Annotated in this window: 14 protein-coding genes; 10 read left to right on the top strand and 4 right to left on the bottom strand. The window is 64.2% G+C overall.

Going from position 1 to position 12,435, the window contains the following annotated elements; all coding sequences use genetic code 11:
- Window positions 1-3: 3 nt before the first annotated feature.
- Window positions 4-435, bottom strand: a complete 432-nt coding sequence (locus ACZ1I5_RS07945) for a DUF488 domain-containing protein (protein WP_465173159.1) — start codon at window positions 433-435, stop codon at window positions 4-6.
- On the bottom strand, window positions 410-1,075 hold the full coding sequence (locus ACZ1I5_RS07940; protein WP_465173158.1) for a lysoplasmalogenase family protein: 666 nt from the start codon (window positions 1,073-1,075) through the stop codon (window positions 410-412). Before ACZ1I5_RS07940 ends, ACZ1I5_RS07945 begins: the two co-directional genes overlap by 26 nt.
- A gap of 650 nt (window positions 1,076-1,725) precedes the next feature.
- Between ACZ1I5_RS07940 and ACZ1I5_RS07935 the strand changes: the two genes are divergently transcribed.
- The 7 genes from ACZ1I5_RS07935 to trmFO all read left to right on the top strand — a co-directional run bounded on the left by ACZ1I5_RS07935 (window position 1,726) and on the right by trmFO (window position 7,523).
- Complete coding sequence (locus ACZ1I5_RS07935) at window positions 1,726-2,274, top strand: GbsR/MarR family transcriptional regulator (RefSeq protein WP_465173157.1); 549 nt, start codon at window positions 1,726-1,728, stop codon at window positions 2,272-2,274.
- 321 nt (window positions 2,275-2,595) lie between these two features.
- On the top strand, window positions 2,596-2,976 hold the full coding sequence (locus ACZ1I5_RS07930; RefSeq protein WP_465173156.1) for a hypothetical protein: 381 nt from the start codon (window positions 2,596-2,598) through the stop codon (window positions 2,974-2,976).
- Window positions 2,973-3,494, top strand: coding sequence for a hypothetical protein (locus ACZ1I5_RS07925; RefSeq protein ID WP_465173155.1), 522 nt, complete (start codon window positions 2,973-2,975; stop codon window positions 3,492-3,494). The genes ACZ1I5_RS07930 and ACZ1I5_RS07925 overlap by 4 nt, the downstream gene beginning before the upstream one ends.
- Window positions 3,495-3,496: 2 nt before the next feature.
- Window positions 3,497-4,333, top strand: a complete 837-nt coding sequence (locus ACZ1I5_RS07920; RefSeq protein WP_465173154.1) for a helix-turn-helix domain-containing protein — start codon at window positions 3,497-3,499, stop codon at window positions 4,331-4,333.
- 155 nt (window positions 4,334-4,488) lie between these two features.
- The gene (locus ACZ1I5_RS07915; protein WP_465173153.1) at window positions 4,489-5,088 is read left to right on the top strand and encodes a 2OG-Fe(II) oxygenase family protein; all 600 of its coding nucleotides are present in this window, start codon (window positions 4,489-4,491) and stop codon (window positions 5,086-5,088) included.
- A gap of 634 nt (window positions 5,089-5,722) precedes the next feature.
- Window positions 5,723-6,217 (top strand): hypothetical protein, encoded by a 495-nt coding sequence (locus tag ACZ1I5_RS07910; protein ID WP_465173152.1) that lies wholly within the window; start codon window positions 5,723-5,725, stop codon window positions 6,215-6,217.
- A complete protein-coding gene (trmFO, locus tag ACZ1I5_RS07905; protein ID WP_465173151.1) occupies window positions 6,207-7,523 on the top strand; it encodes a methylenetetrahydrofolate--tRNA-(uracil(54)-C(5))-methyltransferase (FADH(2)-oxidizing) TrmFO in 1,317 nt (438 codons plus the stop codon). Before ACZ1I5_RS07910 ends, trmFO begins: the two co-directional genes overlap by 11 nt.
- A gap of 289 nt (window positions 7,524-7,812) precedes the next feature.
- Here the strand turns inward: trmFO and ACZ1I5_RS07900 are convergent, their stop codons facing one another.
- Both ACZ1I5_RS07900 and ACZ1I5_RS07895 read right to left on the bottom strand, forming a co-directional pair.
- On the bottom strand, window positions 7,813-8,277 hold the full coding sequence (locus tag ACZ1I5_RS07900; RefSeq protein WP_465173150.1) for an EF-hand domain-containing protein: 465 nt from the start codon (window positions 8,275-8,277) through the stop codon (window positions 7,813-7,815).
- Between the two features lie 41 nt (window positions 8,278-8,318).
- The gene (locus ACZ1I5_RS07895; protein WP_465173149.1) at window positions 8,319-8,996 is read right to left on the bottom strand and encodes a squalene/phytoene synthase family protein; all 678 of its coding nucleotides are present in this window, start codon (window positions 8,994-8,996) and stop codon (window positions 8,319-8,321) included.
- A 169-nt stretch (window positions 8,997-9,165) separates the two neighbouring features.
- Between ACZ1I5_RS07895 and ACZ1I5_RS07890 the strand changes: the two genes are divergently transcribed.
- The 3 genes from ACZ1I5_RS07890 to ACZ1I5_RS07880 all read left to right on the top strand — a co-directional run bounded on the left by ACZ1I5_RS07890 (window position 9,166) and on the right by ACZ1I5_RS07880 (window position 12,382).
- Window positions 9,166-9,837 (top strand): TadE/TadG family type IV pilus assembly protein, encoded by a 672-nt coding sequence (locus ACZ1I5_RS07890; RefSeq protein ID WP_465173148.1) that lies wholly within the window; start codon window positions 9,166-9,168, stop codon window positions 9,835-9,837.
- Complete coding sequence (locus ACZ1I5_RS07885; RefSeq protein ID WP_465173147.1) at window positions 9,810-10,505, top strand: TadE/TadG family type IV pilus assembly protein; 696 nt, start codon at window positions 9,810-9,812, stop codon at window positions 10,503-10,505. The genes ACZ1I5_RS07890 and ACZ1I5_RS07885 overlap by 28 nt, the downstream gene beginning before the upstream one ends.
- Window positions 10,506-10,600: 95 nt before the next feature.
- The gene (locus ACZ1I5_RS07880) at window positions 10,601-12,382 is read left to right on the top strand and encodes a pilus assembly protein TadG-related protein (RefSeq protein ID WP_465173146.1); all 1,782 of its coding nucleotides are present in this window, start codon (window positions 10,601-10,603) and stop codon (window positions 12,380-12,382) included.
- Window positions 12,383-12,435: the final 53 nt, after the last annotated feature.

The following is a 12,435-nucleotide window of genomic DNA, read 5'->3' as shown; positions in this document are numbered from 1 at the left end:
GGTTCAGGCGAACAAGTCCACGATTTCGGCGTCTCCGCCCACCGCGTCGAGCAGCAAGGTGCGGTGGCATACACAGGGATCACGCTCGAAACACAACAGGGCGCTCGGCTTCTCCGCGGCCAGATCCAGCATCTGCGCCGCCTGGGCCTGCGCTTCGGGCAGTTCGAGCTGCCCGGCATAGACTTCTTCCAGCGTCGCCCGGTCGCCCTTCTTCGCGGCATCCCGGCCCCGCTTCGGCGTGCCGAGTTGCTTGAGATGGACATAGCCGATCCCCGCTTCCAGCAGCGAGGCCGCGAGCGACGATTTGGAGAAACCCGGCCGCCGCGACAGCGGCAGCGCACGCACGTCGATCACCCGCTCCACCCCCGCCCCTTTCAGCGTAGCGAGGAAGTCGGCCATGGTCGTGCCTTCATAGCCGATGGTGAAGATCTTCATTCCGCTTCCTCGCTTCGAGGGTCCTGAGCACGCCGTACGCAATCAACGTCTGGCCGCCCAGATAGAGCGGCCAGATCGTCAGGACCGGCAGGATCGAGTCCTTCAACGGCCCGAGCTCAGCGAAGATCAGCAGGTCCGACGCAGCGAACATCAGGGCGCCGGCCGCGACCAGCGTCCGCGGGAAACGGCTGTACCAGGCAGCACCCGCCATCCCGCCCAGCCCGGTCGCATAGACCGTCGCGCCGGCATCGCGGGTAATGGCGAAGGCAGCGGCCGGTACCGCCACGGCAATCGCGATGGCCACCGCGCCGCCCTCCTTCCGACGGTTGGAGAGATAGAGCAGGATCGAGACGAGATGCCCCGCCAGAAAGGCCGCCCCGCCGACCACGATGCCGGAGGTTTCCAGCACCACATCGCCCAGCGTTCCCAGCGCCAGCAGCGCGGTGAGCAGCCAGCCATTGCGCTCGCGCGCGGCGAGACCGGCGCACAGCGTCAGCAGCCCGACACACACGCCCTTCCAGGCCACGAACAGCGCGCCGGACAGCCCCATATGGCTCGCCGCCCAGAAGGTCGCGCCCGCAAGGATCGCGGCCGGGAAGAGCCAGAAGTTCGGGAAGGGCGGTGTTCTGGTCTCGGTCATCGCAACGGTATCGCGCTCCGCGAGGGATCGCGCAATCCGTCCTCATGCGGGCAGATGGCAGACTGCCTCGACATTGATCCCGTCGGGATCGAACACGAACGCCGCATAATAATGCGGATGATAGTGCGCCCTGATGCCCGGCGCGCCCGGCACCGGGCCCGGTTGAGGCCCCTCAAACCCGCCTTGTGTGTCAGGCCGTGCAGGAATGGTCGCGCGGAGGCGCTGAGGGCATTGGCATGGTGGTCGCGTCATCATCGCGCATTCACAGGGCTCGCGATTTTGCGATGACGGTGCGACCGACCGGACACTCTCCGCGCCTCAGCGCCTCCGCGCGAACACCCCTTTTCTCGCCCCAGCGACCGGCCGGCAGCTGATTGCACGATCCGTTCGCCCAACTCTCCAGGAAGATTTTTCACGCGAAGACGCGAAGGCGCGAAGAGAGCGGCTCCACCATCTGTGCCAGCTTCCCCTTCTTCTCCTTCGCGTCTTCGCGTGAAACAATCGCCCATTCCCGCACGACGCCGCCCCGCATTCTCCACCGTACATCGATCCGCACCACAACGAAACCCACCGTTCGGAGACATGGTGGACACCCCCTTGACGCCCTCCTCGATATCTAATATTTCTGTCTTTACAGAAAAGAGAAATACATGACCCTCACCGATTATCCCGACGTCAAGGCCTTCATCCTCCATTGGGGGGAGATGGGCACGCAATGGGGCGTCAACCGGTCGGTCGCGCAGATCCATGCCCTGCTCTATCTGTCCGACAGGCCGATCGATGCCGAGGCAATCGTCGAGGCGCTTGGCCTCGCCCGGTCCAACGTCTCGACCGGCCTCAAGGAACTCCAGGGCTATGGCATCGTCCGCCGCGTCCATGTCGAGGGCGACCGGCGCGACCATTTCGTCGCGGAAACCGATCTGTGGGAAATGCTGATGCGCATCACCGCCGAGCGCAAGCGCCGCGAGATCGACCCCACGCTGGCCCTGCTCGCCGAGCTGTCCGAGCGCATGAAGAACGACAAGGCCGCGCCCGCTCATGTCCGCGAGCGGGTCACGCGGATGCATGAATTCATCTCGACCCTGGGCGGCTGGTACGACCAGGTCCGCACCCTGCCGAAACCGACCTTGGTCACCTTGATGAAACTCGGCAGCAAGGTCGCCCGCTTCATCCCTGGGGCGAAGGCCAAAGCGGATTAGGTCGATGGGCGGTCGGCACGTCACCCGCCCCGTCAGAAGAATTTTTCACGCGAAGCCGCGAAGACGCGGAGGAAATAGGCGAATGGCAGCGCGATTCAAACCTGCGAGACGTGCTCCTCGGCCCGAAGCCGGATTGCTCCCGCCCGACACGATTTCTCTTCGCGTCTCCGCGGCTTCGCGTGAATCAAATCGTCCACCAGCCCCGTTTGAAACCTCGCTTTCGATCACCTCCAACACCCGCCACTGAGGACTAAAAATCGTCGCAGAAGGGCAATTTCACGCCACTCTATTTCTCAAATTACAGAAAGAAAGGAAATAACCATGGTCGAGACCGTCTACATCCTATATCTCGCGATCACGCTGGCGATCACCATCTGGGTCGCGCGGACTCTGTCCGGCAACGGCGTCGTGTTCCTCATCCAGTGCTTCGGCCAGAACGAGACGCTGGCGCGTTCGACCAACCATCTGCTCGTGGTCGGCTTCTACCTCGTCAATATCGGCTTCATCACCCTCACCCTCAGCCTCGGCCAGGAACCGACCACCATCACCGGCGCAATGCGCTTCCTCAGCGGAAAGGTCGGCCTCGCGGTGATCGTGCTGGGCGCCATGCACTTCTTCAACATGGGCGCGATCGCGCAGTTCGGCCGCAAGGTGAATGGCTGGCTCGATGATCGCGACCACCGCCGGACGGTCGTCGCATGACCCGCGCGCAGGAAGAGCGGGCGGCATACGCACCGATCGACTGGTCGAGCATCACGCTGGCCTCGGTGGCTGCCGGACCGCTCTTCCTGCTGGGCATCGGCATCGGCCTGTTGGCTGATGATCCCGGGGCGGCGCGCACCATCGACCTGACCGGATCGATGATCCTCGGAGTACCCGTAATCATGCCGCTGACGGCAGTGTTCGGCGCGATCGTCGCGCTGCCGCTCAATCTCCTCGGTGCCTCGCTCATGACCTGGCTGGGCAATCGTAACGAGGCGGCGCAACTGCCGATGATGTGGGGATTGACCGGTGCCCTCGCCTGCGCTTTTTCCGTCGCGGCCGCCGGTGCCGAACCAGTCGGTGGGCACGCGGCCGTTCTTGTCGCCTTCACGTTCACCGGCGCCTGCTGCGCGCTGATCTGCCGCCGCCGGATCAAATGGGACGCTGAGCCGCAGCGGCACGAAACTATGTCGCACCGTCCGAACCCGGCTATCGTGCGCCAAAAGCGGGAGGACTAGCCTTGGCCACGCACGCGACAGACGCCTACCCGCCCGTCGGCATGCTGCTGCGCGAATGGCGCGCGGCGCGGCGGATGAGCCAGCTCGACCTCTCGCTGGAGGCGGGCATCTCGACCCGGCACCTGAGCTGCATCGAGACCGGCAAGGCCAAGGCCAGCCGCGAGACGATCTCGCGGCTCGCCGACACGCTCGCCATGCCGCTGCGCGAACGCAATGTCCTGCTCCGCGCGGCGGGCTATGCGGCGATGCACCCCGAACGCGATCTCGCCGCGCCCGCGCTCGACCGGGTCCGCCAGGCCGTCGAGCTGATCATCGCGCACCAGGAACCCTACCCCGCCTTCGTGATCAGCCGGCACTGGGACGTGCTGATGACCAACGCGGCGGCAGTCCGCCTCAACAATCTGCTCACCGGCGGACGCCAGAGTCCCCACGCCAATCTGCTCCACCAGCTGTTCGACCCCGCCGATTTCCGCTCGGTCATCGTCAACTGGCCCGAAGTGGCCGGCCGCTTCATCCGCCACCTGCACGACGATCTCGCCGTCAACCCGACCGATCGCCGGACCCGGCAGCTGCTCGACGAAATCTTCCACTATCCCGGCGTGCCGCAACGCTGGCGGCTGCGCGACCTCGGCGAGGAGCCCGCGCCGATCATCACCTTCACCTTCGCCAGCCCACGCGGCGAGCTCCGATTCTTCGAAACCTTCACGACCTTCGCCGCACCCCACGACGTGACGCTCGACGAAATCCGGATCGACTGCACCTTCCCCGCCGACGAGCATACTGCCCGGGTCTGTGCCGAGCTTGCGGAGGAGGAGAAGGCGACCGCGCCTGGAACGTGAGTTCATGATCGGGAATGGTCTTCGTCAAACGGATGCGACTGCAAGGCATCCTGGGGGCCGCTTCCTGCTCGCGAGACGTTCTGTCGATGCGCGCTTGTCAAGCAGCCGCTCAAGCTCGGGTTGCGCACGGACAAGGTCGGTCGCAAGACCTTCCCATGAATTGGCCGCCCCATTTTATATTGGATCTCAACAACCAGAATGCGCTGCCGCAAGATTGGGCGGCGCAGGTTCATGCCGCGACTGAGGCGCCCGAGCGCCTGATTGTCCGATCCGGCGCCGACATTGCCCCAGGCGACGAGAAATTCTCGATCCTCGGAGGCGCGGACGTGCGTGCGCGGTTCGATTGGCTCTGGCGTCTGTATCTCGGCCCAATCCGCACTTTCGTCGCTGATCGTTTCGGCCGCCCGGTTTATCCTGCCAACCGCATCAGTTCGGCGATTACCCTGAATATATTGGAGGGCGTTGGCGCGGAGAGCGATTGGCATACCGACGCGAACGCAGTGACCGGCGTGTTCTATGCCGCCGTGCCTGTGGGCGCCGGGGGCGAACTGGAGTTTCGCCACCCGGGGTGTCCGATCGCGCAAATCCACCCCTGCGCAGGTACGTTCATCTGCTTCCCTGGCTCGATCGAGCACCGCGTCGTGCCGCTTCGCTCTCCAGAACCGAGACTCGCGTTCGCGATGTTATTTTACGACAATGCCATAGACCAGCCATTCGCCAGCCTCGACGACCGCCACGAATTGAGCGTCGCATAAGGATTCGGCAGGGTGGCGACGTGCTCAATTGGTGGCGATAGCTTGACTGGAGCGGAACCGGGAATTGCCTATGATGCGTCTCTCTCGCACGGGAACAGTCGCCATCGCAGCGGCATTCTTTATCGCAGGTATCGCAATCGGGTTTGTAATCCCGCGCCCTGCTCCGGTTGCTCCGCTTAGTGCCGCCGGGCAGGACCGCCTCGGTCATGCCACCTCCCCACCAATCGCGAGAAACGTCTATTCTCCGGATATCCGACACGATGAATATGTTCTCGGGGAGCAACGCAAGGTTGTGGAAATGCTTGAGCGGCAATGTCGGGCGACCAGGAAAAACTGCGAGCTAGCCGGAGCTGCTCGCCAAGCGCTGACCAGAAATTTGAGATAGAGGCTCCATTCGCTGCCTGATCGAGGACGCCCCCGTCGGGGTTATCCGCGGCCGTACTGAGCCGCCTATTACGGCGCGAAACCGCCGTCGCTCGCCAGCTGGATCAACGGCCGGGAACGCAGAGGCTGCGCCTGAAAACCAGATCCCGCCTGCCGACCCTTCCGGATTTCCGATGAACCTTTCGTAGATTTACGGTGCAGATCGCCCCGAACTATCGGCCCTCCATGAAGCGCATGGTAGCGACACCGCATGCGCAGCACGTCCTCGATCCTCGCCGGCACCGTCGCGGCTTCGTTGCTGGCCGGTCCACTGTTCCTGTTATCCTGCATCGCCTCCCTCATGGCCCAGTATCCGGCAGAAATACCTACTCTTGACGCGTGCGATGTCGGCTTGATTATTCTCCTGTTGGCGGCATCGATCCCGATAGGTTTCTTCCTTGCCGGCCTGCCCATCTTCTTCGGCGCGACGGTGATGTCCTGGCTGGGGTGGCGCGCACCGGAGTCGCGCTCGCACGCGGTGTGGGCCGCCGCCGGCGCCGCGTTCGCCACGGTGCTTTCGATCCCCTTCATTGCCTGGCTGGCCGGGGGCTCAAGGGGAGACACGCTCGGTTGGATCCTGTCTTTCACGACCCCTGGGATTATCTGTGCTCTTGTCTGCCGGCACCTGACGGCCTGGCCGGACGAAAATTGGGGCCGCTGGCCCATCGCCGGACACGCTGCTATCTGCCCGCGCCATGACTCATGACATCCATATCATCGGCGGCGGCCTCGCCGGTTCCGAAGCTGCGTGGCAGCTTGCCGAGGCCGGCTTCAAGGTGAAGCTCTCCGAAATGCGCGGTTCGGGCGAGATGACGCCTGCCCACCACACCGACGGCCTGGCGGAGCTGGTCTGCTCGAACAGCTTCCGCTCCGACGACGCGGTCAGCAATGCGGTCGGCCTGCTTCACGCGGAGATGCGCGCGCTCGGCTCGCTGATCATGCGCGAAGGCGATATCCACAAGGTGCCCGCGGGCTCCGCGCTCGCCGTAGACCGCGACGGATTCTCGGCGGGCGTGACCGCTGCCATCACCACGCACCCCAACATCACCGTGGTGCGCGAACGGGTCGACGCCCTGCCCGATGACGGCCTCGCCATCATCGCAACCGGCCCCCTCACCGCTGCCGGCCTCGCCTCCAGCATCGGCACCGCGACCGGTGCCGATGCGCTCGCCTTTTTCGACGCCATCGCGCCGATCGTCCATTTCGACTCGATCGACATGGAGACCGCGTGGTTCCAGTCGCGCTGGAACAAGGGCGAGGGCAAGGACTACATCAACTGCGCGATGGACAAGGACCAGTACGCCGCCTTCCACGCCGGGCTGATCGCGGGCGAAAAGACCGACTTCAAGGAATGGGAGAAGGACACGCCCTATTTCGAGGGCTGCATGCCGATCGAAGTGATGGCGGAGCGCGGCTTCGATACCTTGCGTTTCGGTCCGATGAAGCCGGTCGGCCTCGACGATCCGCGCACCGGGCGCTGGCCGCATGCCGTGGTCCAGCTCCGCCAGGACAATGCCCAGGGCAGCTTGTGGAACATCGTCGGCTTCCAGACCAAGCTGAAGCATGCCGAGCAGGTCAGCCTGTTCCGCACCATCCCGGGCCTCGAGAATGCCGAGTTCGCGCGATTGGGCGGTCTTCACCGCAACACCTTCATCCGCTCGCCCGAGCTGCTCGACCCGACATTGCGGCTGAAGAACAAGCCCAATATCCGTTTCGCCGGCCAGATCACCGGCTGCGAGGGCTATATCGAGAGCGCCGCGATCGGCCTGCTCGCCGGCCGTTTCGCCGCGGCCGAGCTGGGCGGGCAGGCGCTCACCCCGCCGCCGGTCGAGACGGCGTTCGGAGCGCTGCTCCACCACATCACCGGCGCGGCGGTCGCCGAGACCTATCAGCCGATGAACGTCAATTTCGGCCTGATGCCGCCCATCCCCGGCCGCACGAAGAAAGCGGACCGCAAGAAGATGTATACCGATCGCGCGCGGGCGGCATTCGAGGGATGGATCGCGGCCTGATCGTCACCATCGATTCAATGGCCGATGGGATCGTGGCAGCACAAGCGCGTCGACGTCGCTTGCTTCATCGTCATGTCGGACTTGTTTATTGTGTCCCCGCGAAGGAGTGTCGGGTCGCCCCTGCCCCGCAGGGGGCAAGGATCGTCCGGGGGACGATCCGGCCCGACACTGACCCAGTCTGCGCTCCCGCCTTCGCGGGAGCACAAGGAGACTTTCAGCAATATCGCGTACCTGGCTAAAGGGGGACAATCACCGAACAAGGTCCGGGATCACGGCAGGATTCGACCTTTCAGGTCTCCTCGTCCTCGCGCGGCGCCTGAGCCGGCGGACAATTGGGCTGCCGTTTGACGGTGCGTTTCGGCGCCGTGGTCGCGAACTCGACCGGAGTCATCGCGCCCGATTTGTCCTTGTCGGCCTCCGCGAACTTGGTCGTCGTCTTCACCGCCCATTCGTCGAACGACAGCTGGCCGTCATGATTGGCGTCGAGCTTCGCATAGGCCTTGCGGCGCTGTGCGAGATATTCCTCGCGCGTCACCTGCGCGTTGCGGTCCTTGTCGTAGCGGTCGAATCGCTTCTGCTCGCGCGTGCGTTCGCTCGCCTCGGGCACGCCGGCGGGAAGCGGACCGTCCTGCGCGGCCGCCGCGACAGGTGCCGCCGCCAGCGGCGATGGCGGGCGGGCCTTGCCGGTCGACAGCATGATCCCTGCGGTTACCAGCAGCAGCGCCGACCCGGCGCCCGCGACATAACGCCACATCCCCACTCTCCTCCCGATCCGTGTTGGAAAGCTATCGTCTTCTAGCGGCCGGTCAATCGGTGGAGCAGCAAGCGCGCCACGCGCCGGGGAGCGCCCGTCGGTATCGGCTGATCGAACGGGATGTCGAGGTTGAGACGCGCGATGTGCGCCAGCGCACCAAGCGGCCTCGCCTGCCGGCTCCAATTCCGGCGAGTCGCCTGGGTCAGCGGCGCAGCGGCGCGCGCCAGGACATGATCGGCGGTGGGCCGGTCGCTCAGATGCCGCGCGAGATCGGCCAGTGCCCACCCCTCGCCCGCCGCGACCAGCGGATCGGTCTCCGCCGCGTCGAGCAGCAGCCCGGCCATCTCGAACAGCTTGCCGCCGCGCCGCGCGACGTGGCGGGCGATTGCGTCGTCATCCAGTTCCGGCTCGAGCAGTTCCTCCCAGCCCTCGATCATCCAGGCCAGCCGGGCGCCCGAGACGCCATTGGGCACGACATGCAGCGCCAGCGCCTGCAGCACCGGCTCGGCCGGTGGCGGCGCGGTGTCGAGGCGGGTCAGCGCCTCATGCCACCAGGTCAGCCGCATCTGCCCGACCATCGGTTCGCGGGTCGTGCGCAGGATCTGGGCAAGGCTCGAATCGAGCGCGAACAACGCCTCCAGCGCGGGCAACGCGGCACGCGGCGCATAAAGCAGGGCGAGCCGCAGTTCCGGGTCGCGCATCGGGCCGTCCGCACTCATGCCGCGCAAATACCGCGCAAAAAGCCGAAGATGCTGGCGATGACGCTCTGTTTCATGCGCCGGATGTACATCACTGGGATACCGCTGCAACGCCCCAGCCGCCCGGCGTTACGGGCCGTTTACGAAATCTGAACGTCGTTCCCGGAGAAGGGACTCAAGGAGGCCATGCGTGGCGATTTTGCGCAGTATCATTCGTGTACGTAGCCCGGGGCACCGATTCCGCACGAATCTGTGGAAAAACCAGGAGGGCATGGCCGTCCTGGAGTTCGCCATCGTCGGGCCGGCCTTTATCGCGCTGCTGCTCGCGGTCTTGTACACGATGCACATCTACCTCGCGCAACAGATGCTGGAAACGGCGGCCGAGAGCGCGGGACGCCTGCTGCTGACCGGCTCGGCTCAGACGGTGCAGCTGGCCAACGGCCATGTCGGCATGTCGGCGAGCGACTTCAAGAATGCCATCTGCAACGGCGTGTCCGGCACCGGCTCCAATGGCCAGGCCATCACCATTCGCCCGCTACTGCCCCCGACGCTCTCCTGCTCCCGACTTACGGTCAACGTTACCACCGCAAATGCCTATAATATCGCCAGCACCGCTTCACCGACATTCACCTATAACAGCAATGGCGTGCTGACCTCGACCGGCACCGGCTACAATTACCAGTCGAACGGCCAGGGCAAGAACCGCATCGTCGTCCTGCAGCTGATCTATCTGTGGCCAACGGGAAAAGGGCCGCTCGGTCTGAACCTGATCGATGAGCCCAATGCCAATCACAAGCTTGTGGCGACGTCGGTGTTCACGACGGAGGACTATTCATGCAGCGCGTCGCAGACTTCGTGCTGAAGCGCTTCGCCCGGGATTCGCGCGGCGCGGTGATCGTGGAATTCGCGTTCTGCGTGCCCGTGCTCCTGCTCATGTACACGGGCGGATGCTGTTTGTCGGACATGCTCTCCTGCAGTCGCAAGGTGACCGTCGCGACCCGGTCGCTGGTCGACCTCACCAGCCGGGCCATGTCCCCCGCGATCATCTATAACGACCCGCTGGGCGCCAGTGCGAGGTCCTATCTCAGCGCCAGCGCGGTCGTCCTGGCGCCCTACAAGCTCAATAACGCGACCGAGCAGATTTCGTTGATCAGGGTCTGCGACGCCACCCATGCCTATGTCGTCTGGACTCAGGCCCAGACGCAGAACGCCAATGGCAGCGTCGTCACGCCCACCACCTCGGGCCACATAGCGGGCACGCTGCCGACGAATGCGGCGCAGTCGGCCAACAACATCATCTCCATCCCGAGCGACATGATCACTTCCACGATGGTGCCGGCATCGCCCGACGGCTCGAACATATGTGGCAATCTTGCTCCCGGCACCAGCACGAAGACTCAGGTCGGCACGGCCGGGGGTTGGCTGTTCATGGGCAAGATTACCTACAATTTCACGCCGGTGGTCGGCTTTGTCGCCATCGAACCCACGGCACTGACTCACACCATCTATATGGTCCCTCGCCTTTACTAGGTGCTGACATGATGAAGAAACGCCTCTCCTTCAGGCCTTCGGCCCTATTGGCCGGACTTTTCGCTCGGCTGAAGGCCGATCGGAAAGGCGGGGTCATGATGATAACCGGCTTCGCGATCATCCCGGTGACCTTCGCGCTGGGTTTCGGCCTGGATTATTCTCGCGCCATGAGTCTGCAGACTCACCTGAACGCCGCCGCCGACGCTGCCGCGCTGGCGGCTGTCGGGCCCGCGATGATCCTCCAGCCGAACAGCACGTCGACCGACGCGGCAAGGCACATGTTCGACGCGCAAGCCGGCCTGCTGACCGGTTACGAGAATCTGGTGGTAACGCCCGTGGTGGTCGACGGCACCTCCGGGAGTAGCGGCGCGCTGGGCTACCTTCGAAAGGCTACCGTCAGCTACACGGCTGAGTCGATCAACGTGTTCGGTGGGATTCTTGGGGCCCACACGCTGACGATAAGGGGAACCTCAACGGCAAGCGCCGCTCAGCCGCCCAATGTCGATTTCTACCTGGCAATGGACAATTCACCCTCGATGCTGCTGCCCGCGACCTCCGATGGGATCAGCAAGATCATCGCGGCGACCAAAATATCCCAGAAGCCGGACGGCTGCGCCTTTGCATGTCATGCGCAAATGCCGAAAAGCGACAACATCTACATCAGGGATACGCAATCCCGCCATATATTGCTGTCGTTGGGCTATTATACCTCCGGCTCATCGACGCAGAATGTCTATTATCGGTGGAATTCGACGGCCAACCAGGTCTATGACAGCGCCGGCAATCTCATGACTTCCTCCTCGACATCGGTGTCGGGACCGACCAGGACGACGTCCGGAACCGGAACCACCAAGAAGAACATCGACACGACCGTGACCACCGTCGCGGTCACTACCTATACGGTCACCGACAGCACCACCGGTCCCGCGACCGTTTACAAGAAGGTGACGTCGACGCCGACCACGACAGTCGTGACCACCCCTGCCAGTGGCGGCACCTCGACCACCACCACGACCACGGGCAACGCCACCACGACCAATACCGTCTATGACACCGGCTACTGGGCCGACGGATATTGGCTGACCCACAATTACGGGCAGATCTACGGCACCCCTGCAAGCATCGTCCTGCGCAAGGACGAGGTCGTTTCGGCCGCGTCGCAGCTGATTCCCTTCGCTGCCAACCAGGCCTCGCAATATCATGTCACCTACCAGGCGCAGATGTTTTCCTTCGACTGGACGCGATCCGGCGGCTCTTCGCCCGTCAAGACGCTCAATACGCTGACCGATGTCGCGTCCTACGGCAGCGGCTTTTCGGCAGCCTCCCTGTTCCCGGTCGACGATTATTGGTGGAAGAATTCCCAGCCCACCAACGGCACCAGCAACGACGACCGGTCCACCGAAGTGACCAATATGCTCACCAAGATGAAAGACACGATCCCCAATGCCGGGACCGGCGCTCCCGGCGCCACGCCGCAAAAGGTGCTGTTCATCATCACTGACGGCATGCTGGACCAGCCGGATGGGGGCGGTCGCTATTTCGGGCCGATGCGGACGGCCGACCTGACTCAATGCACCGCCATCAAGGCCAAGGGCATCAAGATCGCCATCCTCTACACGCAATATCTGCCGGAATCACTCGCCGGCGACAGCTGGTCGCAGACGAACATCGCGCCGTTTCTGCCGGCTCCCCCTTCGCCCTATCCGGCAGGGAATGCGGGGACCTCCGATCGGGTCGTCACCGCGCTGCAGAGCTGCGCGTCGCCCGGCACCAACGGCTCGCCGCTGGTCCAGACGGTGACGGCAAACGAGAACATCACCACTGCCCTCCAGCAGCTGTTCTCCACGGTCCTCCAGTCAGCGCGACTGGTTCAGTAACAGGGAACGGTGGTCACCGAGTGACCGGGAGGCGAGGTACCGACCTCGCCTCC

Source organism: Sphingomonas sp. BL-S-30, assembly GCF_055521475.1.
The sequence above is the reverse complement of the archived record's forward strand: the minus strand, read 5'-3'. Positions and strand labels throughout refer to the sequence as shown.